Below are 26,803 nucleotides of genomic sequence, written 5' to 3' on the forward strand. Positions count from 1 at the left end.
AATGGGACGGGGGCCTTTCCCGCCGGAAAAGGCCCCCGTGATGTGGCGGTTGCCCAGGAGCCTGTCACGGGCTCCCGGGTCTGCGGAACCTCTCCCTCCGGATTCATCCGAGGGGAGAGGACCAATCCTTACGCCGCGAGCTGGCGCAGGACGTAAGGCAGGATGCCGCCGTTGCGGAAGTACTCGAGCTCGTCGAGCGTATCGATGCGGCAGGTCAGCGGGACCTCCTTCACCGAGCCGTCGGCCGAGGTGATCTTGGCGGTGAGCGTCTGGCGCGGCTTCAGCTCGCCGGCCAGGCCCTCGATGGTCACGGTCTCGTCGCCCTTCAGGCCGAGGGAGGCCCAGGAGGTGTCGCCCTGGAACACCAGCGGCACCACGCCCATGCCGACGAGGTTCGAGCGGTGGATGCGCTCGAAGCTCTCGGCGATCACGGCGCGGACGCCCAGCAGCTTGGTGCCCTTCGCCGCCCAGTCGCGCGACGAGCCGGTGCCGTACTCCTTGCCGGCGAACACCACCAGCGGGGTGCCCTCCCGCTCGTAGCGCATCGCCGCGTCGTAGATGAACATCCGCTCGCCCGACGGCTGGTAGAGGGTGTAGCCGCCCTCGACCACGCTGCCGGACTCGTCCTTCACCATCTGGTTCTTGATGCGGATGTTGGCGAAGGTGCCCCGCATCATGACTTCGTGGTTGCCGCGGCGGGTGCCGTACTGGTTGAAGTCCTGCACCCGGACCTGGTGCTCCTGCAGGTAGGCGCCCGCCGGGGACGCGGCCCGGATGTTGCCGGCCGGGGAGATGTGGTCGGTGGTGATCGAGTCGAGGAACAGGCCGAGGATGCGGGCATTGACCACGTCCTCCACCGGCTTCGGGGTCTTCTCCATCCCGACGAAGTAGGGCGGGTTCTGGACGTAGGTCGAGCCGCCGTTCCACGCGAAGGTCTCGGCCTCGGTGACCTCGACGTCCTTCCAGTTCTGGTCACCGCCGAACACGTCGGCGTAGCGCGACTTGAACAGGGTCGAGGTGATGTTGGCCTCGATGAACTCCTGCACCTCGGCGGTCGAGGGCCAGATGTCCTTCAGGTAGACGGGCTTGCCGTCCGAGCCGGTGCCGAGGGGCTCGGAGGTGATGTCGATCTGCATCGAGCCGGCGAGCGCGTAGGCGACGACGAGCGGCGGCGAGGCGAGGTAGTTCGCCCGCACGTCCGGGTTCACCCGGCCCTCGAAGTTGCGGTTGCCCGAGAGCACCGCGGCGGCCACGACGTCGTTGTCGTTGATCGACTTCGAGATCGCCGCCGGCAGCGGGCCCGAATTGCCGATGCAGGTGGTGCAGCCGAAGCCGACGAGGTTGAAGCCGAGCGCGTCGAGGCTCGGCTGCAGGCCGGCCTTGTCGAGGTACTCCGCCACCACCTGCGAGCCGGGGGCGAGCGAGGTCTTCACCCACGGCTTCGAGCGCAGGCCCTTGGCGACGGCGTTGCGGGCGAGCAGGCCGGCGCCGATCATCACGCTCGGGTTCGAGGTGTTGGTGCAGCTCGTGATCGCCGCGATCACCACGTCGCCATGGCCGATGTCGAAGTTCGCGCCCTCGACGGGGTAGCGCTTGGCGATGTCGGCGGCCTTCTTGAACTCGGTCTCCATCGACTGGGCGAAGCCGGGCTTCGCGCCGTCGAGGAGCACCCGGTCCTGGGGACGCTTCGGGCCAGCGAGCGAGGGCTTCACGTCGCCCATGTCGAGTTCGAGCGTGTCGGTGAAGACCGGGTCCGGGGTCTGGGCGTCGCGCCACATGCCCTGCGCCTTGGCGTAGGCCTCGACGAGGGCGATGCGGTCGTCGGCGCGGCCGGTGACCTTCAGGAAGTCGATGGTCTTCTGGTCGACCGGGAAGAAGCCGCAGGTCGCGCCGTATTCGGGCGCCATGTTGGAGATCGTGGCGCGGTCGGCGACCGACATGTCGTCGAGGCCGGGGCCGTAGAACTCCACGAACTTGCCGACCACGCCCTTCTTGCGCAGCATCTGGGTCACGGTGAGCACGAGGTCGGTGGCGGTGGTGCCCTCGGGCAGCTTGCCCGACAGCTTGAAGCCGACGACCTCGGGGATCAGCATCGACAGCGGCTGGCCGAGCATCGCGGCCTCGGCCTCGATGCCGCCGACGCCCCAGCCCAGCACCGCGAGGCCGTTGACCATCGTGGTGTGCGAGTCGGTGCCGACGAGCGAATCCGGGTAGGCGACCTCATGGCCCTCGAAGGGCTTCGTCCAGACGGTCTGCGACAGGTACTCGAGATTGACCTGGTGGCAGATGCCGGTGCCCGGGGGCACGACGGAAAAATTGTCGAAGGCCGACTGGCCCCACTTCAGGAAGGTGTAGCGCTCGCCGTTGCGCTCGTATTCCAGCGCGACGTTGTCGGCGAGAGCCTTCGGGGTGCCGAACTCGTCGACGATGACCGAGTGGTCGATGACGAGGTCGACAGGGACGAGCGGGTTGATCTTCTGCGGGTCGCCGCCGAGCGCCACCATGGCGTCGCGCATCGCCGCGAGATCGACCACCGCCGGCACGCCGGTGAAGTCCTGCATCAGCACGCGGGCGGGGCGGAAGGCGATCTCGACCTCGGTCTTGCCGCGGTTCTCCAGCCAGCCGACCACGGCCTCGATGTCGGCCTTCTTGACCGAGCGGTCGTCCTCGTAGCGGAGCAGGTTCTCGAGCAGCACCTTCATCGAGAAGGGCAGCCGGCTCGCATCCGGCAGGCCGTTCTTCTCGGCCTCGGGAATGGAATAGAGCGTGTAGGTCTTCGCGCCGGCCTGGATGGTCTGGCGAGCCTTGAAGCTGTCGATCGATGCCACGGCGTGGTCCTCGCGAGGGGTTGTCGAACACGGCGCAGGCAGGACCTGCGCCACACGTCAGTGTTCGGCCGGATGCGCTGCGGGTTCGACCCTGGCTGACGCAGGGAAGACCCGTGTGCCGCCCGTTCTCGCCTTGCGGCCGAGAATCGGACGGTGCGCGCGCCGCCCCGGGGGTGCCCGGACTGGGATGCGCGAAGGACGGTTTGGACGCCTCTGAAGGTCGCGCGGCGCAGCCGGGGATGCGTATAGAACACTTCGAAACTGGCCGCTACGGGTCTGGTGGCCGCGGAATCACGCATTCTCGCCGGAGCAGCCATAGCGTAAACGCGGACGATCCCCTCGCCCTCGCGGAGCCCCCTGCCCTTGGATCCCCGCCCTTGCGCCTGATCGCCGAGGACCTCGCCTGCCGGCGCTCCGGCCGCCGTATCTTCTCCGGGCTCTCCTTCACCCTGGAGGCCGGTGAAGCGCTGACCGTCACCGGCCGCAACGGCGCCGGCAAGTCGTCGCTGCTCGCGATCCTCGCCGGGCGGTTGCGGCCGGAGGCTGGGCGCCTCGTCGCCGAGGAGGTGGGCGAGCGCACGATCCCCGAATGCCTCCACGTCGTCGGCCACCGCGACGGGCTGAAGGGGGCGCTGACCGCGGAGGAGAATCTCGCCTTCGCCCGCGACCTCCTGGGCGACGCCAACCTCGGGCCCCGCGCGGCGCTCGCCCGCCTCGGCCTCGCCCATGCGGCGGGCCTGCCGGTGGCCTATCTCTCGGCCGGGCAGCGTCGGCGGGTGGCGCTCGCCCGGCTCCTCGTCTGCCGCCGGCCGCTCTGGCTCCTCGACGAGCCGACCGCCGCCCTCGACGTGGCCTCGCAAGCGGCGCTGGCCGGGCTGATGCGCGAGCACCTGGCGGAAGGCGGCCTCGTCATCGCCGCCACCCACCAGGCCCTGGGGCTGGAGGGCGCGCGCGACCTCTCGATCGAGGCGTTCCGCGCCGCCCGGTCCGAGCAGGTCGCCGATCCTTTGGCCGATCCCTTCGCGGAGGCGTTCTGATGGGTCGCGCCTTCCTGGCCGTGGTCGCCCGCGACCTGCGGCTCGCCGGCCGCATCGGCGGCTCGGGGGCCCTGTCCCTGGTGTTCTTCCTGATGATCGTCGCCCTGGTGCCGTTCGGCTTGGGGCCCGACCTCAACCTGCTCGCCCGGATCGGGCCCGGCATCCTGTGGATCGCCGCGGTGCTGGCGACCCTGATCGGCCTCGACCGGCTCTTTCAGGCCGACGAGGAGGACGGCTCCCTCGACCTCCTCTCCGGCGCGCCCGCGCCGCTGGAGCTCTTGGTGCTCGCCAAGGTCACGGCGCACTGGCTCACCACCGGCCTGCCGCTGGCGCTCGCCACTCCGCTCTTCGGGCTCCTCGTCGCGCTCAGCCCCACCGGCATGGCCGCGACGAGCCTGACTCTCCTCGTCGGCACCCCGGCGCTCACCTTCATCGGCGCAGTCGGGGCGGCGCTCACCGCCTCGATCCGCCGCGGCGGCTTGATCCTCGCCGTGGTGGTGCTGCCCCTGATGGTGCCGACCCTGATTTTCGGCGTCTCCGCGACGGATGCGGCACTCGGCGGCACGGTGCCGTTCGCGACGCCGCTGGCGATCCTGGCGGCGCTCAGCCTCGCGGCGGGCGTGGTGGGGACGCTGGCGGCGGCGGCGGCGTTGCGGTGGGGCGAGTAGGGAGTCGGATCGCGCGGCGCGCGCCCTACATCCGCCCCCCGCCCACCGGCTCGGCGCAGAGCGCGCCCAGGGCCTCGACCAGGCGGTCGGGGTTGAGGGGCTTGCGCAGGATCGGTAGGTCCGGCCACATCAGCCGCATCGCGCGCGGCAGCACGCCGCCGGTGCAGATCAGCACCGGCACGCCCCTGCCGATCAGGCACTCGGCCGTGGGCGTCGCCTCGCCGTCGGCGAGGTTGAGGTCGAGGATCGCGACGTCGATCTCCTCCAGGTCGATCAGCGCCAGGGCCTCGCGGTTGGTGCGGGCCGGGCCGACGGCGTGGGCGTTCGAGCCGGTCACGATCTCGGTCAGCTCCAGGGCGACGAGCGCCTCGTCCTCGACGATCAGCACCCGTCGTCCGTCCAGCATCGCGATCTCCAAGGGTTCTGGGGCGAGCGAATCACCGTCCGCTCCGGGTCGCGGGGCGAGAGTGTGTCGCCGGCTCCGTTCGGTCAATCGCGCGAATGCGAGGGTCGTGCTTAAACGCTCCTTAACCATGACGACAGCATCGTCAGCCTGGCCGTGATCGGAGGCGGCGCACCCCGAACGGGTGCGATCCGGACGGACGGCACGAGGCGCGGAGAGGCGGCGATGGGCGAGGCGGCATTTGACATCTCGGGCCAGGAGAGGAGCGGCCCGGATCTCAAGGGGCGGACCGGCCCGGATTTCGATCTGGTGCGGCGCCTGCTCCTCCCGCCGGGCTGGCTCGGCCCCCGGCCCTACCGGCTGCCCCTGCCCGACGAGGAGGAGTTCGAGGAGGTCGACGATCTCGTCGCCCAGCTCGAGGCCGAGAACAAGGTGATGAAGGCCGTGCTGCGCTCCGAGCGCGAGGCTGCGGCGGAGCTGCGCGCGCAGGTCGCGGCCCTGTCGATCCAGCAAGCCCAGGACGAGGACACGCAGGAGGATCTGCGCGCCGACCGCGACCGTTGGGCCTCCCTGGTCGAGCGCCTGCTGTTCGCACCGCGCTGACACGCGCGTGGCCCCTCCCCCCGTCACGCCCCAAAGCCAGATCAGTCGCACGGAGACGGCCATGAGCCCCCGCTGCTCGCTCGTCGTCAACGGCAAGCCCGTCCGTGTGGCGACCGGCGACACGCCCCTCGATGCCGCGCTGCCCCGGACGGTCGCGGCCGGCCGCGACGGCGTGATCCAGGATTCCATGCTGCAGGAGGCTCTGCCGCGCCTGCGCAACACCAGCCGCGCCCGGCCCCGCCTCGGCGACGGCGCCGCGACCCGGCCGGGCCCCGCCCCCTCGCCCCTCGCGGTCCTGCGCACCGCCAAGCGCGCCGGCACGCTGCTCTCCGCCACCCCGCTCTCGGGCGCGGTGATGGAGGTGGTGGTCACGGTCTCGCGCAGCCTCGACGTCGCCCCCGGCCAGGCCGTGGAGGTCGCCTTTGCGGGGCTGCCGGCCCGGCCCTACTGCCCGACCCAGCGCATCGACGGCAACACCGAGCTCAACGAACTCGTCTTCCACCTGCGCCGCGACCGCGGGGCGCTCGGCCCCGCCCTCGGCGAGGCGGTGCATCCCGGCCACGCCGTGCGGATCAAGGGACCGGCCGGCGGCACGCCGTACCGGCCCGGCCCCGGCCGCCTGATCCTGGTCTCGGCCGAGACCGGCTTCGCGCCGATCTGGGCCATCGCCCGGGCGGCGCGCCACCTCGAGATCGGGCGCGAGATGGTGGTGGTGGCCGGCGCAGCGGATGCCGACGACCTCTACATGCGCCCCGGCCTCGATTGGCTGCGCACCACCGGCGTGCAGCAGCTCACCCTGGCGGCCAGCCGCGACCGCCGCGGCCAGACGGACGTGCGCCACGGCCCCGTCACCGCTCACCTGCCGACCCTGCGCGGCAGCGACACCGTTCACGTCGCCGGCCCGCCCGACATCGTGCGGGCGGTCGAGCGGCTCTGCGACAGCGTCGGCGCCACCTGCGCCGCCCTGCCCTTCCTGCCCTCGCGCAGCCGGGCCCGGAGCCTCGTCACCCCGGGCGATACGGGCGCTCAGTTCGGGCTGTGAACCGAAGAACCCGGGCGTTCGAGCCTGGTTACGCCGTCGCGTGATCCGGGCACATCGACCGGGTCGCGACCGCGGCGACAAGCGTGTCGGCCTCGCGGCGCGACCGGATCACGAGCGTCGGCACGCGCGGACCGTGAGCGTCGAGGCCGCGGATGATGGCGGGGACCGTGTCCCGTTCGAAGTTCCAGACGTAGCTCAGGAAGTCCCGGTCCGGCAGTCTCTCGGGGCAACCCGGCGCCATGTCCGGCCGGGTCCGACCGCGATGCACGAACCCACGGCGAATCACGCCGGTGAGGCAGGTCAGTCGCGGCAGACGCAACCAGATCGCGAGATCGGTGCGCGGCAGGCGCAGATCCAGGCTCGACGGAAAGCTGCCGTCCATGATCCAGCGCTCGCTCGCGACCGCTGCTGCGATCAGAGCACGGGACTCCTCGCGGGGCCGAGCCACCCAGCCGGGAAGCCAGTAGAAGTCCCGGTCCATGGAGAGGTGCGGCAGGTCGAGCTGGTGACCGAGGGCAGAGGAGAGCGTCGACTTTCCGGCGCCGGAGCTGCCGAAGACCAACACGCGTCGAGCCCTGCGCAGCAGCGCAGCAGCGCAGCAGCCTCTGGCAACCCGATCATGTGCGGCATCGCGAGTCCCGGCATTCATGGGCACCGGTCTGCCCTTAGGGCATGCGACCGGAACCGGCAAGGCGCCGGTCCGGGCGTCGACGAAGACCTAGGCTGCCGGCCCTCACGCCAGTTCCGCGACCGGCACCGGGTAGGCGTGCGGCCGCGAGGCCAGCATCGCGTCGATGAGGGCCAGCACCTCGGCGCGCCCGACATTGGCCGCCTGCTCGAACGGCGTCCAGGTCTGGTGGAAATCGAGCGCGGCGAAGACCGCGCGGTAGCGGGTCAGTTCGGCGGGGGTCAGCGGCACGCCGCGCACGAAGGCCTTGTGGGCCGAGATCGTCAGGGCCTCGCGCGGGTTCTTCCGGTTCAGCTCGAACTTCAGCGCGTCGCCGCAGAACACGATGCCGCGGGTCGTGTCGTGCAGCACGGCGTGGCCGTCGAAATGACCGGCGGTGCGGTGGAGGGTGAGGCCCGGCAGGGGCTCCAGCACGTCGTCGTAGGGCCAGGAGACCTGGAGCGCGGCGCTCCAGGTGAAGTCGGCGGCTGGCAGGCAGAGTTCGGGGTCGAAGCGGTCCTGGAGCTGGGGCAGCGCGCCGTAGCTGTGGGGATGCGAGGCCGACAGGATCTTCATGCCGCCCAGGGACGCGATGTGGTCGAGCGCCGCCTCGCTGAAGACCGGACAGCCCTCGAAGCCCATATTGCCGTCGGGCGTGACGATCAGGTAGGCGATCGGCCCGATGCCGGTGACCGGCTCGTTCCAGAACTTCCACACCCCCGGCTCGACCTCCTCCCAGTGGCACGGGAACGAGGCTTGCGCCTCCGCGACGTCGCGGAAGCGCCAGCCATCCTGCGGCACGACGTGGCGCGCGTCGAGGCACATCGGGCAGCTCGGCGGGGCCGCGAAGTGGCGCTGCCAGAAGCCGCAATTGTCGCAGACGAAGCTCGGAAGCTTGAGGGCGCCCGCGAAGGGCAGGTAACCGGGCACGCGAGACCTATCGGGCAGCCTTGAGGAGAGTTCCGAGATAGGGCGCCGCCCCTCCGCCGGCGACGCCGCGCGTCAGAACAGCCGCGGCAGGAGCCGGCGGCGCCGGCCGAGACGGCGCGCCGCCCCCGCGCCGAGGGCAAGCGCCGCCGCGCCGCCGATGCAGGCCGCCGCGAGGCCGGCGACGAGGACGTCGCGCTGGCGGTCGGTGAAGAACTCGCTGCGGGTCGGCGTCGTCTTGTCGGAGAATTTTCCGTCGATCGCCGCCGGACCGGGGGCGGGCTTAAACAGGTTGCCGGGCTTGTCGGGCGCCGCCTCGCCGATCTGCGCGTCCCAGCCGCTTGCCATCATCCGGTCGGAGAGCGCCGGCGAGACCACCTGCATCAGCCCCATCTGCACCGTCGAGCGCCCGACCCAGATGTCCCGGCGCCGGTTGTTGGCGGCGAACAGGATCGCGTCGGCGCAGAGCCGGGGGTCGAAGACCGGGGCCGGGATGTCCTGCTCGGCGCCCGTGCGGGTGCGGGCCCAGCCGAATTGCGGCGTATTCACCGCCGGCAGGTAGACCACCGTCAGGCCGATCTCGACGCGCTCGTGCAGCAGCTCCGAGCGCAGGCCGTCGGTGAAGCCTGTCACCGCGTGCTTGGCGGCGCAGTAGGGCACCTGGAGCGGCATCGACCGGAGCCCAAGGCCCGAACTCACCTGGACGATGGTGCCGCGGTTGCGCGGCCGCATGTGGCGGAGCGCCGCGAGCGTGCCCCAGACCTGGCTGAGATAGGTGGTCTCGGTGACCCGCCGCCACTCCTCGGGCGCGATCTCGGGCACCGGCGCCACGATCGACGACATCGCGTTGTTGACCCAGGTGTCGATCGGCCCGAGCTCGGCCTCGAACCGGTCGGCGGCGGCATTCACCGCCTCCACGTCGGCGACGTCGGCCGAGATTGCCAGGACGGCGCCGCCGTGCCGGCGAAGCGCGGCCTCCGCGTCGCGCAGGCGCCCCTCGTCGCGGGCGACGATGCCGACCGACCAGCCCTCCCTGGCAAAGGCATGGGCGGTCGCCAGACCGATCCCCGCCGTGCCGCCCGTCACCACTGCCACCCGCGCCACGCGCACCTCCCGAAGGCTTGAAAAGCTGCCGGGCAATGCGGGGAGCGGGCGAGAGGTTCGGGTGCGGCGGTGACGCACCGCGCGTCACCGAGACCATCGTGACGAAGACGATTCATGCCCCACCCACACCCTCATCCTGAGGTGCGGCCGGTGGAGACGAGATTCATTCCGCAGGAGAATGCCCCGCCGCAAGGCAGGCACGACGATGCCCCACACGTCCACCCCCACCGCCGGTCTCGATCCCGGAAGGCCCGCCCTCGGCGACGGCCCGGTGCGCCCGGTCGGCGACGTGGGAGGAGCGCGTCGCTGCGCCGGGACGTCCCCGTTCCGTCGCCGACCCGGCGATTCCCTGTCCGCACCGACGCCGATCCTGCGGGATTCAGAAGACTCTACGGCAACGCCGCGAATTTCGCCGTCAGGAACCGCGGCCGGGCCGGCTCGGGCGAGGCCGCGAGGGTGAGGCGGGACGGCTCCTCCGCCAGGCGCAGGCGCGAGAACGGCGACGGCTCGGTCTCGATCACCGGCAGCGGCACGAAGGCGGCCGCGACCTGGATCGGGTGGATCGGGGCGGGCGGGCGCCGGCGGGCCGGGATCACCACCACCTCGCGCCCGGCCATCGCCAGGGCCTCGGGCCGGCTGACGTCGCCGAGGCCGGCCGGGACGATGAAGGCCGAAAAGGGGCTCGCCGCCGGCGCCCCCTCGGGGGCGTAGGCGGTGGCGTTCGTCACGGGGGCCGTGGTGCCGGTGACGGCGGCGGCATTGAAGGCCGAGGCGCGCCGCAGCAGCGCGGTGAAGCTCGGATGCTGGCCGCCATCGGCGTAGGTGGTGCGCACCGCCTCCACCCCGCCCTCGACCAGGGCCCGGATGCGCGCCTCCTCCTCGTTGCGCCGCGCCGCCGCCAGGGCCTCGACCGCCGGGTCGGGATAGGGGGCGAACACGTAGCGCCCGCCCTCGACGCCGACCAGCGGCTCGCGGCCCGTCGCCTCGAAGCGGTCCGAGCCCTCCTTGAGCTGGCGCCAGAAGGCGATGTGCCGGTCGGTGCGGTGGCGCGCCATCGCGCGGGCGGTCATCCGGAACGGGAAGGCCTGGAACTGGAACGCCGCCTGGCCGCCGGCGAGCGCGTCGCGCACGAGCGCATAGATCTCGCCGACCTGCCGGTCGGTCATGGCGAAGCAGCCGGCGGAGGAGCAGGTGCCGTGCACCATCAGGGCCGAGCCGGTGCCGCCATGGGCCCGGTCGTAGACATTGGGATAGCCGACGTCGAAGGAGAGGAAATAGGCCGAGTTCGGGTTCAGCTGCCGCGCGGCGACCGCATAGAAGCCCTCCGGCGCCTGCCGGTCGCCGGTCCGGGTCTTGGGGCCGAGCTGGCCCGACCAGCGGCAGATCGGGAAGGTCTTGAGATGGACGAAGCGGCCGTCCGCCGCCCGCTTCCAGACCTCGATCTCGGATTCCTGCTTGTAGGCCCGCAGCAGCACCGGCGCCGAGGGCGCCATGCCGCGCGCCGCCATCACGGCGACCGTCGCGGCTGGCACCGGGGCGAGGTGCTTGGGGACCGCGTGAGCGGGGAGAGCGCCCGCAAGGAGCGTCGCCGAGAGGCCGGCCACGCCCAGGATCGTCCGCCCCCGCAAGGCCATGTCCCGTCGCTCCCTCCGCACGCCCGCCCCATGCCTGGCACGGCAATGTGGCGGTTTTCGCGCTAAGAATCTGTGGACGAGAGCGGGCCCGCCACGACAATCCCGTCTCGATCGCATCGGGCTAGAGGAATCTTTTCGTCGGAGACGTCCTCGCCCGTACGGTATTCTCAAGGTTTCGTTAATCTCTTGTTCGTTCCTGGCGCGCAGCATCGGCCGTCACGCCCCGCGACGGGGCCCGGATGGACGGAGGCTGCCATGCCCGAGACCGGACGACGCTGGCTGCGGCTGGTGGAGGAGGATGCACCCGGGAACGGTGCGGACGGACCACTGCCGGGGGAGGCCGGCCGCCGGCGCCTCGCCGCCCTGCGGGGCCAGCTGCGCAACCAGCTCGCGGCCCTGCGGGAGAACCCGGTCTCTGCCGAGGCACGGGCGACCCCGGAGGGCGCCGAGGCGGCGGCTTCCCTCGACCGGCTGATCGTCGAGGTCACGCGCCTGGCGGAGGGCTGGGACCGCATCGCGGCAGCCGTCGCCGTTCTGTCGGCGGGTGACGAAGGAACGCCGGAGGAGTAGGATCGGGGCCTTCCGACAGGCACTTTTCGAACGACCATGGGCCCGACCATCAAGCTGCGACCGCTGGAACGCGAGGATCTGCTCTTCGTGCACCAGTTGAACAACAACGACAGCATCATGCGCTATTGGTTCGAGGAGGCCTACGAGTCCTTCGCCGAGCTGGCGCAGCTCTACGAGCGCAACATCCACAACCAGACCGAGCGGCGCTTCATCATCGCCACGCCGGAGAACGAGCGCGCCGGCCTGGTCGAGCTGGTGGAGATCAACCACCTGCACCGCTCCTGCGAGTTCCAGATCGCGATCCACCCGTCCTTCCAGGGCCGCGGCTACGCCCTGGGGGCGACCCGGATCGCGATGGACTACGCCTTCAAGGTTCTCAACATCCACAAGCTCTACCTGCACGTCGACAAGGACAATCGCCGTGCCATCGGCATCTACGAGGCCTGCGGCTTCGAGACCGAGGGCATCTTGCGCGACGAGTTCTTCGTCAACGGCAAGTACCGCGACGCGGTGCGGATGTGCATGTTCCAGCCGGCCTACCTCGCCCGGCGCGGCGGCGGCGACGTCAGCGAGCCGGTGCTGAAGACCTGAGACTGCGAGGCCCGGCCCCCTTCGCGACGGGGCCCCCTTCGCGATGCGCGCCGCCATTCGCGACGCGCAGCCTCTGGCGCTCGCCGGTCCGGCTCCCCTATTGAGGGGGCCGACCGGAGCCCCCAGACCCTTGCTGCGCGAAACTTACCACATCGAGATCATCGGCCCCGAGGACGCGCCGGTCCAGCGCGCCTCGATCCGCACCGCGGACCTCGACGGCGCCCGCGAGCGGGCCCTGCGCCTGTTCCGCCGCGCCCGGGTGCCGCAGCGCTCGGGGCCGTCAGCCGAGGCGGTGCGCATCGTCGACGGCGCCGGCACCGAGGTGTTTCGCTGGAGCGTGTGGGACGAGGGGACCGGGCCGAGGCGGGGGCTATGACAAGGAGGAGCGAGACACCGGATAGGCGCCTGCCCTCCTTAAAATACCGAAAAAATCGGTATTTTCTCAGTTGCTTAGCATCCGCCCGAGAGTTAAGGTTTTTTCCCGATCTTAACTTTAGAAGGCCCTGATGCTCGCCATCTCGCAGGAGGATATCGAACGCCGCATCAGGCGCGACAATCCATGGTGGGAGAACAAGAAGCGCCCTTTCAAGTGGAACGAGTTCGCGCGAAGAGACTATTTTCGCGCCTTCTATGAAATTTCGACGGATTCTTCAGTTAGAAGGTCGACCGTGCTCCTCGGACCGCGCCGAGTCGGAAAGACGGTCATGCTGCATCATTTTATATATGAGCTGATATCGAGTGATTTCGACCCCTTGAAGATTATGTACATTTCAATAGACACACCCGTTTATACCGATATAAGTTTAGAAAAATTCGTCGATGTGCTTTTTAGAATCAACAATCTAAGCGAGGACAGTCGATGCTACATTATATTTGATGAGATACAATATTTAAAAAATTGGGAAACGCACTTAAAAGATCTAACAGACGTATATTCAAACATACGATTTATTGCTAGCGGATCGGCAGCCGCAGCACTCAGGCTTAAGAGCAGAGAGTCCGGAGCAGGTCGGTTTACTGATTTTATGCTGCCGCCTCTTACATTCTTAGAATTCTTGAAATTCATCGGCCATCTTGATAATTGCGTATCGCTTGAAAACGATCTTTATCAAGCTCACAATATTTCAGCACTCAACAAATATTTTATCGAATATATTAATTATGGCGGATTTCCCGAAGTTGCCATGATAGAAAAGATGAAAGACAATATTGATCAGTTTGTAAAAAACGATATCATCGACAAGGTTCTCCTGAAAGATCTTCCAAATCTGTATGGTATTCAGAACATTCAGGACTTAAATAACATATTTAAACTCCTTGCTTATAACAATGGGCAAGAAGTTGGACTGGAAGCGATTGCACAGCAATCACAAATCAATAAACTCCATATCAAAAGCTTCATAGAATATCTCGATAATGCCTTTCTAATATCTCGGCATGACAAGCTACCGACGTCTGGAAAGCAGATCGTTCGCAAGAGGAATTTTAAGATATTTCTGACAAATCCCTCAATGAGGGCTGCGCTTTTTTCTCCTGTTTCCGACACGGATCACAAAACTTTAGGCCACCTCGCCGAAGCGGCGATCTTATCTCAATGGGATCACTTATCGCGACAACGACAGAAATATTACTATCGGGATGGCCTCGGCAACGAGGTGGACTCTGTTGGCTTGGAGGCTGGAACTTTCCAGCCGATAGACCCGGTTGAGATCAAATGGTCAGATCGCAGCGCGAAACATCCCAGGACGGAACTAAAAGGCCTTCTATATTTCATGCATAAATATAATATCGACGCCGCCATAACAACCTCTAAAACTAATTTCGGAACAATAAATATTGATGACAAAAATATTACATTTATACCAACAAGCGTCTATTGTCTCAATATTGGAGCAACTACGAGTCAGGCAGCGATTGCCAGTCGACAAATCGACGCTCCCGAGCAACTAAACCTCCTCGACGACGAGATTTAGCGCCACCTGTTTCGAATTGATGAATGTCGCCGCATCAGAAAGTACCCTCACCCCCCCTCCGGCCCCGTCCGCGCCGCCAGTTCGTCGATCAGCCCCTGCAACGAGGCCGGCACCGCGTCGTTCACCCGGTCGGCGTACATGTTGCGCAAGAGGCGGCCGATCTCGTTCAGCGATACGCTGCCCTTGACGATCACCCGCTCGGTGTCGCGGCCCAGCCGCTCCTTCTCGGCCGGGGTGATGTCCTTGGCGGTGAGCACCACCACCGGCACGTCCGTGCCGTCGGGCCGGGCGCGCAGGCGCGTGAGGAAGGCGAAGCCGTCCATCACCGGCATCATCAGGTCGAGGAGGATCAGGGAGGGCCGGCCCTCGTCGAGGCGCTGAAGGCCGACGGCGCCGTTCTCCGCCTCGCGCACGGTCCAGCCGTCCCGGGATAGGCTGCGGCGCAGGCGCTCGCGGGCATCGGCGTCGTCGTCGACGAGCAGCACCGTGCCGGGGGAATCGGCCGGGCGGTAGCGCTCCATCAAGCCCTTGAGGTGGTCCCAGTCGATCGGCTTGACGAGGTAGTCGGTGGCGCCCAGCGCCCGGCCGAGGCCCTGCTCGGCGACCACCGAGGTCATGATCACCGGGGTCGCGGCGAGGTCCGCGTCGCTGCGGATGGCGTGCAGCACCGACCAGCCGTCCATCCGGGGCATCTCGATGTCGAGGAGGATCGCCCGGGGTTTCAGTGCCCGGGCGAGCGCCAGGCCCGCCTTGCCGTCGCTCGCCGTGCGGACGCGAAACCCCTCGCGCTCGAGAAAGCGGGAGAGCAGGTCCCGCGCCGCCGGGTCGTCGTCGACGAGGAGCACCACGTCGTGGCGCGCGGCCTCCGCCTTCGCCTCGTCGAGCGCCCGCACCTCCTCCGGCGTCGGCTCGTCGTCCTGGGCGGTCAGCACGGCCGGCAGCCGGATGGTGAAGGTCGCGCCCTCGCCGTAGGTCGAGGTCACGGCGATGTCGCCGCCCATGCGCCGGCAGAAGGCGCGGGTGATGGCGAGGCCCAAGCCGGTGCCGCCGAATTGCCGGGTGGTCGATTCGTCGGCCTGGGCAAAGCGCTCGAACAGGCGCCCGCACTGCTCCGCGGTGAGCCCGATGCCGGTATCGGTCACCGCGAAGGTCAGCCACTCGGCGCCCTCCTCCTCGTCGCGCCGGGCTGAGAGGGTGATGGTGCCGCCCTCCGTGAACTTCGCGGCGTTGCCGAGCAGGTTGACCAGGCACTGGCGCACCTTGCCCTGGTCCTGGCGCATGGCGCCGATCCCGTCGGGAATGTCGAGGACCAGGCGGTTGCGCTTCTTCCCCACCAGCGACTCGGTCGCCGCCACCACGTCGCCGATCATCTCCTTGACGGCGAAATCCTCGGCCGCCACCGTCATCCGGCCGGCCTCGATCTTCGAGATGTCGAGCACGTCGTTGATGAGGCCGAGGAGGTGGCGCGCCGACGATTCGATCTTGCGCAGGTCCGGCAGCAGCTCGGCCTGGCCCAGATCCTCGAGTTCCTCCGCCAGCATCTCCGAATAGCCGATCACCGCCGAGAGCGGGGTGCGCAGCTCGTGGCTCATGTTGGCGATGAACTGGCTCTTGGCGCGGTTGGCGGCTTCCGCGGCGTGGCGGGCGCGATCGATCTCGGCCTCGGCCTCCTTGCGGGCGGTGATGTCGACATGCATACCGACCCACTCGCGCACCGCCCCGTCCTCGGCGATGACCGGGGCGGCGCGCACCTCCATGTGGCGCCAGGCGCCGTCGCGCCGGCGCATCCGGTACTCGATCTCGAAGGGCGTGCGCGCCTCGACGGCGCGGGACCAGGCATCGGCGGCCTTGGCCCGGTCGTCCGGGTGCACCGCCTCGACCCAGCCCCAGCCCTGGCACTCCTCGTCGCTCTGGCCGGTATAGGCGGTCCAGCGCCACTGCCCGATCGAGAGCTCGCCGTTGGCATCCGCCGACCAGATGATCGCCGCGGCGCTGTCGACGAGGGCGCGGAAGCGGTCCTGAGCGTGGCGCAGGCGCTCCTCGGTGGCGCGCCGCCGGGTGATGTCGGTGTTGGTGCCGTACCAGCGCACGATCCGCCCGGAGGCATCGCGCCACGGCTGGGCCCGGGACAGGAACCAGCGGAAGACCCCGTCGGCGCCCTTGAGTGGAAACGTGTCCTCCCACGGCTCGCCGGTGGCGAAGGCGCGGCGGAAGCGCGCCTCGACCCGGTCGAGATGGTCCGGGTGGTGGACGGCGCGCCAGCCCCAGCCCTGCATCGCGTCGAGGGTGGTACCGGTGTAGTCGTACCAGCGCTGATTGTACCAGACAATGGCGCCGTCGGCCTCGGCGATCCAGGCGAGCTGCGGCAGCGACTCGGCGAGGTTGCGGTAATCGTCCTCCCGCAGGACACCCTCGCTCATCGGGCGCCCGCCCGGCGGAGGGCGCGGAGCGGGGCGGCAGTGGGGAACAGGGGGTGGTCGGGCATCCGGGCGCTCCGTCGGGGCAGGGCCGGCCCCGGCGACGGATCTATGAGGGGATGGGCCGGCTGCCAGTGCGCCGCCTTGCCGTAGGGTCTTGTCCGGTGGATCTCAGCCGAACTGCTCGCGCAGGATGCGCTCGTCCATGCCCTGGCCGGGATCGTGCAGCATCACGAGGTCGGTCGAGCGGTCGAGCTGGGTCTCGACCCGGGCGACGCGGCGGAACTCGGTGTGGTCGGCCACCGCCGCCACGGGCCGGTATTCCGGGTCCTTGACCTCGATGCGGATGCGGACGTGGTTGGGCAGGAGCACGCTGCCCTGGCGCCGGGGCCGGAAGGCCGAGATCGGGGTGAGCGCGATGAGCTGGGACGAGATCGGCAGGATCGGCCCGCCGACCGAGAGGTTGTAGGCTGTCGAGCCCACCGGGGTCGCCGCCAGCACCCCGTCGGCGATCAGCTCGGGCAGGCGGACCTGGCCGTCGATCGAGATCTTCAGCTTGGCGGTCTGGTGGGTCTGGCGCAGCATGTAGACCTCGTTGACCGCCCGCGCCGTGTGGGTGAGGCCGCCGACATCGGTGGCGATCATCAGGAGCGGGTGGACGATGCTGCGCTGGGCCACCTCCAGCCGCTCGATCAGGTCGTCGAGGTGGAACTCGTTCATCAGGAAGCCGACGGTGCCGCGGTTCATGCCGTAGATCGGCTTGCCCGTGCCCATGAAGCGGTGCAGCGCCTGGAGCATCAGCCCGTCGCCCCCGAGCCCCACCACCACGTCCGCCTCCTCGGGCGGCACGTGGTCGTAGCGCTGCATCAGGAGCTCGGCCGCCTGGCGGGCGTCGGGCGTCGGGCTCGCGATGAAGGCGATCTGGTTGAAGCGCCGCGCCATGAGGGGTGTCCCGACCACCTTGAGAGACGGTCCCGCCCAACGCCTCCCGTGACGCGAACGGCCGCCGGGCCGTCGCCGGCCGCGTCGGGAGAGGCATAGCATGGAGCGTCCGCTCCTCGTCTACAACCACGTTCTCCGACGCCTCCGCGGCGCTCACTGTCGGAGAGGCGATGGTGCGCGAACGCCTCGCTGCCTACTTTAGCGTACTTCAGAGGATGCGCTCGGTTTATGACGGAAGGGATGCGATCCAGCGGAGCGGAGCGGTGCCGCTCATCAAGTCCCGCCCGAGACCGACGAAATCTTTCACAATACCTAGATGCGAAAATCTGTGTACCGATTTATTGTCTAAGTTTGCTTTCTGAATGAGTATATAATACAAGTAAAAATTATATAATTTAATGATATATCATTCAAAACTATATTTCTACTTATATATTGCTATATGCGAAATTGTTGACTCGCTAGATTGTTATATTATTTTATGTTATGTCGTTGTGCATGGGATTTCAAGGGAAGGTCAGCAAAATGGTCTGGAATATCATAAGAAAAATGTTCGACAAAACGTTCGACAAAGAGGAATGCATCAAAACTCTTGAAAATTCTTTGCTTTCCCGCCCTATTCCAGGAAAAGTATACAGATATACGAAACTTTCGGAAAATCTAATTAACACAATTCGAGAGCAGAGGTTCTATATGCCGACTTTCTCCGAATTAAATGATCCATGCGAAGGCTTTTACAACGTCAAAATGACGGTGACTGATGACGCGCTGAAAAGCATGTTTCGACATATGCGGGCCTATTCCATTTCTAAAGAGACAAAGGATGAGCTGATAAAGATACACGGTGTGGAGATAGTTGCAATGCTCGAAGAACTAAAAAATCTTCCAGAGAGTGATTTCATACAGGCCTGCAGAATGATGTCCAATCAAATTGAAAATCAAACAGAAGATTTCCGTCAATCGCAGCGACAGATAGATTTAAAAAATATAACAGTCCTCTCATTTTCGGAAAGCGCAAGCTCACCCCTGATGTGCTATAATTACGCGGATAATAACAAGGGCGTATGCCTGGAATTCGCTACGACAAGTGGTCCGCTTCGTGCGCTCTCCAAAGTGAAGTATCGAGATATTCCGCCGACCTTAGATACGTCCACCATCATCCAAACTTCGGAAGAATCGAGAATGCTGACAAAGCACACGGATTGGTCAAATGAACAAGAATGGAGATATATTGGTCATATAGATAACGGAAAATATACACCATTCAATATCAAATATTCATTATCTATAACGTTTTGCACGAGAGCAGACGTTGATATGGGGAAAAAATTACTACATGCGCTAAACGATGCTGGCTGGAATAGCAATGGCGGAGAAAATATATTCCGCTTCCATGCCGATACAAGCCGGAAAACTTATGGCTTGATTAAAATCAAAGAAAATTATATCAAGATTTAATATGAAATACAGTATATTTTATATAATATGCGTTGATTAAAGTAATATTTTTATGATACTATCCGTAACAGGATGCACACCTGACGAGAGGAGCTGGCGCCTCCCGTCAGGTGTATAGGCTGTGACTGACGTACGCACATTCTTCCTCTTTTTTATCTTCATACTATTGCGAGGGCGCCGAGACCTCGTCAATCCGCACAACGAGCCGTTCCAATCACAGTCCGAAAAGATCAGGCGAGGTCCAGCCCCCATTGCAGCGGTACGAACTCGTAAGATCCGCCGGAGCGGGCGATGTGCCCGGCAGCCGGGAAGGGAGCGTGGTAGAACGCCACCGGCAGCCGCTCGTCGGCGGCGAGCGCCAGCATCCGGTGGCGGGTGGCGCGGGCTTGGTCGGCATCCATGTCGAACAGGGCCGACCAGTCGGGGTGGCGCACGAACAGGGCCGGGTGGTTGGTGATGTCGGAGGCGATCAGCAGCCGCCTGCCCCCGGATTCGAGCCGGAACGAGGTGTGGCCCGGGGTGTGGCCCGGCGTGCCCAGCGCCGTGAGGCCCGGCAGCACCTCCTTGTCCCACCCGTAGCGCTCGACCTTGAGGCCGCTACTGAGCGTCTTCTGCACGGCGCCGACATTGGCCTTCAGGGCCTCAGGCGGGTTCGCCACGCGGCCGTCCTCGGTCCAGAACCGCCACTCGGGTTCCGGCACCAGGACCTGCGCGTTCGGGAAGGTGGCGGAGCCGTCCTTCCGCTTGAGGCCGAGGATGTGGTCGGGGTGGAAGTGGCTGATCACCACCACGTCGATTGTGCCCGGATCGACCCCGGCGAGCGCCAGCCCGCGCAGCGCCCCGCCTGTGCCGGGAGGACCCTGATCGGCAAAGCCTGCATCGACCAGCACCCGCTTGCCCCCGAGGGTGAGGAGGAGCGGCGTGAAGGTGATCGGCAGGGTTTCGGTCGGCAGGAAGGCTTGGCGCAAGGCCGCCTGCACCTCGGGGAGGGGCGCGTTGCGCACGAAGCCCGCGTCGAGGGGGCGCTTCACCCCGCCCTCGTGCAGGGCCGTCACCGTCGCCTCGCCGAGGCGGTAGCGGTAGACCCCCGGCAGGTCGCCGGCGGGGGCGGAGCCGCCGCCGGCGAGGCCGGGCGCGCTCGTGAGAATCGGGCCGGCGAGGACGCCTCCGGCCATGAGGGTGCGACGGTTCATCGACATGGAAGGCCTCCCTGAGCGTCTGCCCTCGCAGCTAGAGCGCGGCGCGCGGAAGGGGATAGGGTCTCACACCGATCGATCGCGCGCGCGATACAGCCGCGCGCCCTCGTCGTGTACCGTAGCGGCGAATCACCAAGGGGGCAGGACGCTCATGGGGCACAGGATTACTTTGGGCCAGTGGATTCCTTCAGGCCACAGGATCGTTTCGGTCGGCATCGGACTTCTCACGGCATTCCTCGTCGTGGCGGTCCCGCGGGAGGCCGCGCACGCCGCCTCGCGGGCGCCGGTCGCGGCCGAGCACGGCATGGTGGTCACGGCGCAGCATTACGCGACGCAGGTCGGTGTGGATGTGCTGAAGCGGGGCGGCAACGCCATCGATGCGGCGGTCGCGGTCGGCTACGCCCTGGCGGTGGTCTATCCGGCGGCCGGCAATCTCGGCGGCGGCGGCTTCATGACGATCCAGCGCGCCGACGGCAGCCGGACCTTCCTGGATTTCCGCGAGAAGGCGCCCCTCGCCGCCTCCCGCGACATGTTCCTGGCTAAGGACGGCAACGTCGTCAAGGGCTTGAGCACCAAGAGCTTCCTGGCGGTGGGCGTGCCCGGCACCGTGGCGGGCCTCGAGGACGCGCTGGCGAAGTACGGCACGCGGCCCCGCGCCGAGCTGATCGCCCCGGCGATCACGCTGGCGGAGGAGGGCTTCACCCTCGACCAGGGCGACGTCGACATAATGGCGACCGCCACGGAGGATTTCGGCAAGGACCCCGCCTCGGCCCGGATCTTCCTCAACCAGGGGCAGCCCTACCGGGTGGGCGACCGGCTCGTGCAGAAGGACCTCGCCGGGACGCTGCGGACGATCGCCGAGCGGGGGAAGGACGGGTTCTACAAGGGCACGGTCGCCGACGCGCTGACGGCGTCGAGCCGCAAGCATGACGGCCTCATCGTCCAGGCCGACCTCGACCGCTACGCCACCCGCGAATTGCCGCCGATCGAGTGCGACTATCGCGGCTACCGGGTGATCTCGGCCCCGCCGCCCAGCTCCGGCGGGGTGGTGATCTGCGAGATGCTGAACATCCTCGAGGGCTACGACCTGGCCAAGCTCGGCTGGGGCTCGGCGCAGGCCGTCCATTACGAGATCGAGGCGATGCGCCACGCCTATCTCGACCGCAACGCCTATCTGGGCGATCCGGATTTCGTGAAGAACCCGGTCGCGCAGCTGACCGACAAGGCCTATGCGGGCAAGATCCGCGCGGCGATCGACCCGAAGAAAGCCGGCATCTCGGCCGAACTCAAGCCCGGGACGCCGCCGCACGAGGGCAGCAACACCACCCACTACTCGATCGTCGACAGTCAGGGCAACGCGGTCTCGGTGACCTACACCCTCAACGACTGGTTCGGCGTGCGGATCACCGCCGAGGGCACGGGCGTCCTCCTCAACAACGAGATGGACGACTTCACCGCCAAGGTCGGCGTGCCGAACATCTACGGCCTGCTCCAGGGCGAGGCCAATGCGGTGGCGCCCGGCAAGACCCCGTTGAGCTCGATGAGCCCGACCATCGTCACGAAGGACGGCAAGCCCGTCCTGGTGACGGGCACGCCCGGCGGCAGCCGGATCATCACGGTGGTGCTGCACAGCATCCTCAACGTGATCGATTACGGCATGAACATCCAGGAGGCCGCCGACGCGCCGCGCCTGCACAACCAGTGGATGCCCGACGTGACCAATGTCGAGCGCTTCGCCCTGTCGCCGGACACCCGCGCGATCCTGGAGGGGATGGGCCACAAATTCGGGCAGGCCCAGCCGGCCAACCACCTCGCGGCGATCCTGATCGGCGCGCCGACGCTCGGCGGCCAGCCGGTGGGAGCGTTCCGGTATTACGGGGCCAACGATCCGCGGCGGAATACCGGGAGTGCGCAGGGGTACTGAACGGGTCCGCGAGATGAGGCCGCCGCGGGAGGTCGCTGCCTCCCGCGGCGGGCAGGAATGCCAGTCGGATTACGGAAGCAGGTCGATGAGACGAGGACGGGCGACTACGCGAACCCGTCCACGACGCCGCCGACCAGGTTGAGGCCGAGCAGGAATTCCGCCGCGAAATCCGTGCGCACCACCGGCTCGCGCGCGACGTCGCCGCGCAGGGCGTCGGCTTCCGCCCGCCGCGCCGCGACCGCATCCGCGACCGAGACTGCAGCGAAGACGACCTGCGCACCGCCCTGGAGCTGGGCGAGCCGCCCGAGATCGGGGCCGATCACCGTGGCGATCTTCGGGTAGCCGCCGGTCGATTGGCGGTCGGCCATCAGGATGATCGGCAGGCCGTTGCCCGGCACCTGGATCGCCCCCTTGGCGACGCCGTCGGACACGATGTCGTGCCCCTTCGCGTGCGTGAGCGGCGTTCCGTCGAGGAAGCAGGCCATGCGGTCGCCCCGGGGCGAGACGGTCCACGAGCGGGTCAGGAAGGCGGCGATCTGGTCGGGCGAGAAGTAATCGTCCTGCGGACCGAGGATGACGCGGATCCGCGACGCGTCCCGGTCGAGCCACGGCGCGAGCAGGCGCTCAGGCGCCCTGCCGCCCGACCGGGCTCCGGCGACCGGCAGGCGATCGCCGGCCTGGAGCCCGCGCCCGTCGAGGCCCCCGAGGGCGGAGCGGGTATGGGTCGCCGTCGAGCCGAGGACCGGCGCCACGTCGAGGCGGCCCGCCACGGCGAGGTAGCCCCAGGCGCCCTCCCGGCCGGCCCGGACGGTCAGGGTCTGCCCCGGCTCCAGGGTCAGGGCGCAGGAGGTGGGCAGCGCCTCGCCGTCGAGGGCGGAGCGGAAACCGGCCGAGACCACGGCGAGGCTCAGCGGTCCGTCGGCGGCGCCGACGGTCAGGCCGCCCGTCGAGATCTCGATGGCCGTGGCGTCGAGGGGATTGCCGACCGCCCGGTTGGCGGTGGCGGCCATCAGCGGGTCCATCGCGCCCGCGGGCGTGATGCCGAACCGGAGATAGCCGTGCCGGCCGCCGTCCTGAAGGGTCACCCCCGGCCCGGCGGCCTCGATCGTCAGCACGCTCATCGTGACGCCTCCTCGCGCCGTGCCACCCGCTCGCCGGCCGCCTCCCGGGCGGCGAGGCCGGCATAGGAAGCGGCGTCGATCGCCTCGAAGCGGATCTCGTCGCCCGGCCGCACGAAGAAGCTCTCCGCCCGTTCGGGCGCGTAGAGCTTCGACGGCGTGGCGCCGAGCACGTACCAGCCGGTCGGCATCGGCACGGTCGCCACGGCCGCGAGGCCGCCGCCGACCATCACGGCGTTGGTCGGGTGGGGCGGGCGCGGGCTCGGGCGCCGCTTGACCGCCAGCGGCTCCGGCAGGCCGCCGAGATAGGCGAAGCCCGGCGCGAAGCCGTACATGTAGACCCGGTAGGTCCCCCCTTGATGCAGGGCGGCGACCTGCGCGGGCGTGCGCCCGATCAGCTCGGCGACGGCCGCCAGATCCTCGCCGTGGGGCGCGTCGTAGCAGCAGGGCAGGATCCAGCGGGCCGGCGCGGCGGCCCGCCGGATGGTCCCGCCGGTCAGGCCGCGGACGTGCCCCGCCAGGGTCTCCCGGTCGAGCACCAGCGGGTCGTAGTGGATCATCAGCGAGCGGTAGGTCGGAACCGTCTCGCGGATGCCCGGCAGGTTTTGGGCGGCCAGGGCGTCGTCCAGGGCGAGGACCCGGTCGCTGATCGCCGGATCGACGATCGTGCCGAATTCGGCGACCAGCGCGGCCTCGCCGGCATCGAGGAGACGGGGCATGTCGGTCCGACGTCGTGTTTCGGTCTCGGTCATCGTCAGCCCGTCGCGAATTCCGTGTTGAGACGATCCGTGACGAGCATGCAGCCGGGCGCGTGGGTGATGGCGAAGTCGGGACGCGCCGCGGCGATCACGGATTGCGGGGTGACGCCGCAGGCCCAGAAGACCGGGATCTCGTCCGAGCCGACGGGCACCGGATCGCCGTAATCGACCCGCTCCAGGTCCTCGATGCCGATCAGGTCCGGCCGCGCGAGATGCACGGGGGCGCCGTGGACCCGGGGGTAGCGTCCCGTAACCTGGACCGCCTCGATGGCCTGGGCGGGGGTCAGGGGCCGCATCGACACCACCATCGGCCCGGCGAACGGTCCGGCCGGCGCGCACGCGATGCTGGTGCGGTACATCGCGACATGCGTGCCGCGCTCGACGTGGCGCAGGGGCAGGCCGGCCTCCAGCATCGCCGCCTCGAACGAGAACGAGCAGCCGATCACGAAGGCCACGAGGTCGTCGCGCCAGACGGAGGTCACGTCCGGCAATTCGTCGACCATCTCCCCGCCGCGCCAGACCCGGTACATCGGGATGTCGGTCGCGATGTCGAGATCGAGGCCGAGCTCCGGGATGTCGCGGCGGCCCGGCCTGGACTCGCCGATGATCGGGCAGGATTTCGGGTTGCGCTCGGCGAACAGGCGGAAATCGTCCGCGATCCGCTCGGGAAAGACCGCGAGGTTGCCCTGCACGTAACCGTTCGCCATCCCGGCGGTGCACCCGGCGATGGCGCCGCTGCGGCAGGCGAGGCGGATGTCGGTGCCTGTGGCGGACGCCCGATCGGCGGCGTCCCGTGTCGGATGAGGGGTCATCGTCGGCCTCTCTCGCTCAAGATTTCGGCAAGCCTAGCCCGTGGGCAGATGATGGCAAATCATGATTGTTCATGGGAGTCCATGATCCCGCTTCATGGCAAGCCAGTCGGCCGCCACCGATCGGGCGATCTCCGCCGCTGCCGCGCTCAGCCGGTTGTCGGGGGCATTCTCGTAGGCCGCCACGAAGCCGACGGCGGGGAGGCCGACCGAGGTCTCGAGCACGCGCAGCTGGCCCCGCTCGATCTCGGGCAGGACGGCGTCCGCCGGCATGGCCCCGATCCCCGTTCCCTCGATCGCCATGCGGATGATCGCCGAGAGGGAGGCGCTGGTGTAGAGGCGCGGCGGGGGCAGGTCCGCCTGGACCAGTAGGTCGCGCAATTGCGCGTAGGGCGTCGTGTTGGGCGGGAAGGTGATGATGGGATGGCGCGTGAGCTCCGCCAGCCCGATCGGGCCGGGCGCGCTCACGAGGCTCGGTGAGGCGATCCAGGCGGTGGCGAACTGGCCGAGGGACACGTTCACCAGCTTCGGGGTCGTGACCGGGCCGACGAGGAACGCGAGGTCGAGGTCCCGCCGCAGCAGCGCCTCGCGCATGGTGGGGGAGACGTCGACCGCGAGGTCGATGGCGACGCCCGGATAGGTCCGCCCCATGACGTCGATGAACGCCGTCAGCCAGGTATGGACGATGGTCTCGGACACGCCGAGACGCAGGCTGCCGCTGCGGCTCGCCGGCGCGGTGATGGCGCCGACCATCTCACCGTGCAGGCGCAGGAGGCGCTCGGCATAGCCCATCAGCTCGTGGCCCTTGGGCGTCAGGCTGAGGCTGCGCGGAAGGCGGTTGATGAGCGTGAGCCCGAAGGCGCGCTCCAGCGCGGCGATCCGGTGCGAGACCGCCGGCTGCGTGGTGTTGAGCCGCTTGGCGGCGGCGCTGAAGCTGCCGAGGGCCGCCGTCCAGTAGAAGATCTGGATCGTTCTCAGGTCCGGGACGAAATCGGACATCGCCTCTCTCCCGTCGCGTCGCTTGGTCCCGGGGTGGGTCGCGGCCTCACGGCCGCGTCCCGCCCGGGCCCGGAGGGGTCGGTCGCGGGGCGTGAGCCCGCCGGCCGGCGGGGGCGAGGACACTCATCAGGGCGTCGATGATGTGGCCGTAGCGCGTCGTGGCGGGATGGGTCAGCTGAATCCGGCGCGCATAGGCCGGATCGGGTACCGCGATCTTCCGGCAGGACGGAACGTCGGGCCAGGGCGGCGCCCAGTCCGGCACGAGGGTCGCCCCGACGCCCCGCTCGACCAAGAGGGCGATCGCCTCCAGGGCGTCCAGGGAGCACACGTCCCGCGTCCCGATGCGCCTGTCGCGCAAATACGCATCGCAGAGGCGGCCGCCCCAGGACAACACGTCGTAGCGGATGAACCGTTCGGTCGCCAGGATGTGCCGGATCGCGTCTTCGCCGGCCTGCGCCGCGACGCTCACGCGGTCGGGAAAGAGGCAGATCAGGGGCTCCACCCGCAGGCAATGCGAGCGGAGGGTCTTGGGCAGGGCGAAGGGCGGCGCCGCCGCGATCACCACGTCGTAGCGGCCGTCCATCAGGCCCTCGTGCAGCAGGGCCGACGAGCCCGGGGAGATCTGCAGGTCGAGGCCCGGGTGCTCGGTGGCCCAGCGACCGATAACGTCCGGGAGCAGCCCGGTCAGCACGGTGGAGATCGCCCCGATGCGCAGGGTTCCGACGAGCGCGTCGCCGATGCTCGCCGAGGCGTCGGCCTTGAGCGCCTGGACCTCGGCGAGGATGCGCCGCGCCTGGTCCAGCAGGCGGTCACCCACGGGGGTCAGCTTGATCTCTCGCCCGACGCGGGTGACCAGGCCGACGGCGAGGTCGTCCTCCAGGGCCTGAAGTCTTTGCGCCACGCTCGTCGCGGTCAGCCCCTGGGCGCGGGCCGCCGCCGCGACCGATCCGCGCTCGGCGACGGCGACGAAGGTTTCCAGGAACCGCGTCTCCACACCAAGCCTCCAGCTGGCTCTGAAACTGGCAACACTGAACTTATCAGCTGTTCCTGCGCGGCTACAAGAGGCGGGCAGCCAGGTCGCGCCGCACCTCGCCGACGACGGACGTCCGACCGGGGCAGGCCCGGCTCGTCGCAG

The 26,803-nt window shown here is 68.0% G+C and carries 25 protein-coding genes; 11 read left to right on the plus strand and 14 right to left on the minus strand.

Annotated features, from left to right (window positions below; all coding sequences use genetic code 11):
* Positions 1 to 128 precede the first annotated feature (128 nt).
* Positions 129 to 2,828, minus strand: coding sequence for an aconitate hydratase AcnA (gene acnA, locus ABZT49_RS08630; protein ID WP_355285370.1), 2,700 nt, complete (start codon positions 2,826 to 2,828; stop codon positions 129 to 131).
* Positions 2,829 to 3,205: 377 nt separating this feature from the next.
* Between acnA and ccmA the strand changes: the two genes are divergently transcribed.
* Both ccmA and ccmB read left to right on the plus strand, forming a co-directional pair.
* Positions 3,206 to 3,865 (plus strand): heme ABC exporter ATP-binding protein CcmA, encoded by a 660-nt coding sequence (ccmA, locus tag ABZT49_RS08635; RefSeq protein WP_355285372.1) that lies wholly within the window; start codon positions 3,206 to 3,208, stop codon positions 3,863 to 3,865.
* Entirely contained in the window at positions 3,865 to 4,533 is a 669-nt protein-coding gene (gene ccmB, locus ABZT49_RS08640; protein ID WP_093568823.1) for a heme exporter protein CcmB, read from the plus strand. The genes ccmA and ccmB overlap by 1 nt, the downstream gene beginning before the upstream one ends.
* Before the next feature lie 25 nt (positions 4,534 to 4,558).
* Here the strand turns inward: ccmB and ABZT49_RS08645 are convergent, their stop codons facing one another.
* Positions 4,559 to 4,939, minus strand: coding sequence for a response regulator (locus ABZT49_RS08645; RefSeq protein ID WP_355285374.1), 381 nt, complete (start codon positions 4,937 to 4,939; stop codon positions 4,559 to 4,561).
* Between the two features lie 222 nt (positions 4,940 to 5,161).
* Between ABZT49_RS08645 and ABZT49_RS08650 the strand changes: the two genes are divergently transcribed.
* Positions 5,162 to 5,539 (plus strand): hypothetical protein, encoded by a 378-nt coding sequence (locus ABZT49_RS08650; RefSeq protein ID WP_355285376.1) that lies wholly within the window; start codon positions 5,162 to 5,164, stop codon positions 5,537 to 5,539.
* Between the two features lie 61 nt (positions 5,540 to 5,600).
* Complete coding sequence (locus ABZT49_RS08655; RefSeq protein WP_355285378.1) at positions 5,601 to 6,581, plus strand: oxidoreductase; 981 nt, start codon at positions 5,601 to 5,603, stop codon at positions 6,579 to 6,581.
* Positions 6,582 to 6,609: 28 nt separating this feature from the next.
* Here the strand turns inward: ABZT49_RS08655 and ABZT49_RS08660 are convergent, their stop codons facing one another.
* From ABZT49_RS08660 to ABZT49_RS08675, 4 genes are all read right to left on the minus strand, one after another.
* On the minus strand, positions 6,610 to 7,146 hold the full coding sequence (locus ABZT49_RS08660; RefSeq protein ID WP_355285380.1) for an AAA family ATPase: 537 nt from the start codon (positions 7,144 to 7,146) through the stop codon (positions 6,610 to 6,612).
* A gap of 168 nt (positions 7,147 to 7,314) precedes the next feature.
* Positions 7,315 to 8,178: an MBL fold metallo-hydrolase gene (locus tag ABZT49_RS08665; RefSeq protein ID WP_355285381.1), complete on the minus strand. Its 864-nt coding sequence runs from the start codon at positions 8,176 to 8,178 to the stop codon at positions 7,315 to 7,317.
* Positions 8,179 to 8,250: 72 nt separating this feature from the next.
* Complete coding sequence (locus ABZT49_RS08670) at positions 8,251 to 9,279, minus strand: SDR family oxidoreductase (RefSeq protein ID WP_355285383.1); 1,029 nt, start codon at positions 9,277 to 9,279, stop codon at positions 8,251 to 8,253.
* 389 nt (positions 9,280 to 9,668) lie between these two features.
* Positions 9,669 to 10,913 (minus strand): L,D-transpeptidase family protein, encoded by a 1,245-nt coding sequence (locus ABZT49_RS08675; RefSeq protein WP_407943463.1) that lies wholly within the window; start codon positions 10,911 to 10,913, stop codon positions 9,669 to 9,671.
* Between the two features lie 255 nt (positions 10,914 to 11,168).
* Between ABZT49_RS08675 and ABZT49_RS08680 the strand changes: the two genes are divergently transcribed.
* The 4 genes from ABZT49_RS08680 (at position 11,169) to ABZT49_RS08695 (ending at position 14,047) form a co-directional block, all read left to right on the plus strand.
* Positions 11,169 to 11,483 carry a hypothetical protein gene (locus ABZT49_RS08680; protein ID WP_355285385.1) on the plus strand — a complete coding sequence of 105 codons (315 nt, stop codon included), beginning with the start codon at positions 11,169 to 11,171 and terminating at the stop codon, positions 11,481 to 11,483.
* A 36-nt stretch (positions 11,484 to 11,519) separates the two neighbouring features.
* A complete protein-coding gene (speG, locus tag ABZT49_RS08685; RefSeq protein ID WP_355285387.1) occupies positions 11,520 to 12,074 on the plus strand; it encodes a spermidine N1-acetyltransferase in 555 nt (184 codons plus the stop codon).
* A gap of 133 nt (positions 12,075 to 12,207) precedes the next feature.
* Complete coding sequence (locus ABZT49_RS08690; protein ID WP_355285463.1) at positions 12,208 to 12,450, plus strand: hypothetical protein; 243 nt, start codon at positions 12,208 to 12,210, stop codon at positions 12,448 to 12,450.
* Between the two features lie 130 nt (positions 12,451 to 12,580).
* Positions 12,581 to 14,047 carry an ATP-binding protein gene (locus ABZT49_RS08695; protein ID WP_355285389.1) on the plus strand — a complete coding sequence of 489 codons (1,467 nt, stop codon included), beginning with the start codon at positions 12,581 to 12,583 and terminating at the stop codon, positions 14,045 to 14,047.
* A 47-nt stretch (positions 14,048 to 14,094) separates the two neighbouring features.
* On the opposite strand, the gene ABZT49_RS08700 is transcribed toward ABZT49_RS08695, so the two are convergent.
* Both ABZT49_RS08700 and ABZT49_RS08705 read right to left on the minus strand, forming a co-directional pair.
* A complete protein-coding gene (locus ABZT49_RS08700) occupies positions 14,095 to 16,467 on the minus strand; it encodes a response regulator (protein ID WP_355285391.1) in 2,373 nt (790 codons plus the stop codon).
* A gap of 168 nt (positions 16,468 to 16,635) precedes the next feature.
* Positions 16,636 to 17,406, minus strand: coding sequence for an NAD kinase (locus tag ABZT49_RS08705; protein ID WP_355285393.1), 771 nt, complete (start codon positions 17,404 to 17,406; stop codon positions 16,636 to 16,638).
* Between the two features lie 95 nt (positions 17,407 to 17,501).
* Here ABZT49_RS08705 and cutA point away from each other — a divergent pair, with 95 nt between their 5' ends.
* Both cutA and ABZT49_RS08715 read left to right on the plus strand, forming a co-directional pair.
* Positions 17,502 to 17,768: a divalent cation tolerance protein CutA gene (gene cutA / locus ABZT49_RS08710; protein WP_407943467.1), complete on the plus strand. Its 267-nt coding sequence runs from the start codon at positions 17,502 to 17,504 to the stop codon at positions 17,766 to 17,768.
* 163 nt (positions 17,769 to 17,931) lie between these two features.
* Positions 17,932 to 18,864, plus strand: coding sequence for a DUF2971 domain-containing protein (locus tag ABZT49_RS08715; protein WP_355285397.1), 933 nt, complete (start codon positions 17,932 to 17,934; stop codon positions 18,862 to 18,864).
* 230 nt (positions 18,865 to 19,094) lie between these two features.
* Here ABZT49_RS08715 and ABZT49_RS08720 read toward each other — a convergent pair whose 3' ends face one another.
* Positions 19,095 to 20,063, minus strand: coding sequence for an MBL fold metallo-hydrolase (locus ABZT49_RS08720; RefSeq protein WP_355285399.1), 969 nt, complete (start codon positions 20,061 to 20,063; stop codon positions 19,095 to 19,097).
* A gap of 148 nt (positions 20,064 to 20,211) precedes the next feature.
* On the opposite strand from ABZT49_RS08720, the gene ggt reads away from it, so the two are divergent.
* Complete coding sequence (gene ggt, locus ABZT49_RS08725; RefSeq protein ID WP_355285401.1) at positions 20,212 to 21,984, plus strand: gamma-glutamyltransferase; 1,773 nt, start codon at positions 20,212 to 20,214, stop codon at positions 21,982 to 21,984.
* A 104-nt stretch (positions 21,985 to 22,088) separates the two neighbouring features.
* Here ggt and ABZT49_RS08730 read toward each other — a convergent pair whose 3' ends face one another.
* From ABZT49_RS08730 to ABZT49_RS08750, 5 genes are all read right to left on the minus strand, one after another.
* On the minus strand, positions 22,089 to 23,105 hold the full coding sequence (locus tag ABZT49_RS08730; protein ID WP_355285403.1) for a biotin-dependent carboxyltransferase family protein: 1,017 nt from the start codon (positions 23,103 to 23,105) through the stop codon (positions 22,089 to 22,091).
* Positions 23,102 to 23,821: an allophanate hydrolase subunit 1 gene (locus ABZT49_RS08735; RefSeq protein WP_355285405.1), complete on the minus strand. Its 720-nt coding sequence runs from the start codon at positions 23,819 to 23,821 to the stop codon at positions 23,102 to 23,104. The genes ABZT49_RS08730 and ABZT49_RS08735 overlap by 4 nt, the downstream gene beginning before the upstream one ends.
* A gap of 35 nt (positions 23,822 to 23,856) precedes the next feature.
* Entirely contained in the window at positions 23,857 to 24,672 is an 816-nt protein-coding gene (locus tag ABZT49_RS08740) for a putative hydro-lyase (RefSeq protein ID WP_355285407.1), read from the minus strand.
* A 69-nt stretch (positions 24,673 to 24,741) separates the two neighbouring features.
* Positions 24,742 to 25,668, minus strand: a complete 927-nt coding sequence (locus ABZT49_RS08745; protein ID WP_355285408.1) for a LysR family transcriptional regulator — start codon at positions 25,666 to 25,668, stop codon at positions 24,742 to 24,744.
* 46 nt (positions 25,669 to 25,714) lie between these two features.
* Positions 25,715 to 26,662, minus strand: coding sequence for a LysR substrate-binding domain-containing protein (locus ABZT49_RS08750; protein WP_355285410.1), 948 nt, complete (start codon positions 26,660 to 26,662; stop codon positions 25,715 to 25,717).
* Positions 26,663 to 26,803 lie beyond the last annotated feature (141 nt).

This window comes from Methylobacterium sp. EM32 (assembly GCF_040593685.1).
In the GTDB taxonomy this organism is placed as follows: Bacteria; Pseudomonadota; Alphaproteobacteria; order Rhizobiales; family Beijerinckiaceae; genus Methylobacterium.

Bases quoted from the DNA above. Each gene is read 5' to 3' on its own strand.
- ccmB (WP_093568823.1), top strand. From the start codon at position 3,865: ATGGGTCGCGCCTTCCTGGCCGTGGTCGCCCGCGACCTGCGGCTCGCC.
- ABZT49_RS08645 (WP_355285374.1), bottom strand. From the start codon at position 4,939: ATGCTGGACGGACGACGGGTGCTGATCGTCGAGGACGAGGCGCTCGTC.
- ABZT49_RS08650 (WP_355285376.1), top strand. From the start codon at position 5,162: ATGGGCGAGGCGGCATTTGACATCTCGGGCCAGGAGAGGAGCGGCCCG.
- ABZT49_RS08655 (WP_355285378.1), top strand. From the start codon at position 5,601: ATGAGCCCCCGCTGCTCGCTCGTCGTCAACGGCAAGCCCGTCCGTGTG.
- ABZT49_RS08675 (WP_407943463.1), bottom strand. From the start codon at position 10,913: ATGGCCTTGCGGGGGCGGACGATCCTGGGCGTGGCCGGCCTCTCGGCG.
- ABZT49_RS08680 (WP_355285385.1), top strand. From the start codon at position 11,169: ATGCCCGAGACCGGACGACGCTGGCTGCGGCTGGTGGAGGAGGATGCA.
- speG (WP_355285387.1), top strand. From the start codon at position 11,520: ATGGGCCCGACCATCAAGCTGCGACCGCTGGAACGCGAGGATCTGCTC.
- ABZT49_RS08695 (WP_355285389.1), top strand. From the start codon at position 12,581: ATGCTCGCCATCTCGCAGGAGGATATCGAACGCCGCATCAGGCGCGAC.
- ABZT49_RS08700 (WP_355285391.1), bottom strand. From the start codon at position 16,467: ATGAGCGAGGGTGTCCTGCGGGAGGACGATTACCGCAACCTCGCCGAG.
- ABZT49_RS08705 (WP_355285393.1), bottom strand. From the start codon at position 17,406: ATGGCGCGGCGCTTCAACCAGATCGCCTTCATCGCGAGCCCGACGCCC.
- ABZT49_RS08715 (WP_355285397.1), top strand. From the start codon at position 17,932: ATGGTCTGGAATATCATAAGAAAAATGTTCGACAAAACGTTCGACAAA.
- ABZT49_RS08720 (WP_355285399.1), bottom strand. From the start codon at position 20,063: ATGTCGATGAACCGTCGCACCCTCATGGCCGGAGGCGTCCTCGCCGGC.
- ggt (WP_355285401.1), top strand. From the start codon at position 20,212: ATGGGGCACAGGATTACTTTGGGCCAGTGGATTCCTTCAGGCCACAGG.
- ABZT49_RS08730 (WP_355285403.1), bottom strand. From the start codon at position 23,105: ATGAGCGTGCTGACGATCGAGGCCGCCGGGCCGGGGGTGACCCTTCAG.
- ABZT49_RS08735 (WP_355285405.1), bottom strand. From the start codon at position 23,821: ATGCCCCGTCTCCTCGATGCCGGCGAGGCCGCGCTGGTCGCCGAATTC.
- ABZT49_RS08740 (WP_355285407.1), bottom strand. From the start codon at position 24,672: ATGACCCCTCATCCGACACGGGACGCCGCCGATCGGGCGTCCGCCACA.
- ABZT49_RS08745 (WP_355285408.1), bottom strand. From the start codon at position 25,668: ATGTCCGATTTCGTCCCGGACCTGAGAACGATCCAGATCTTCTACTGG.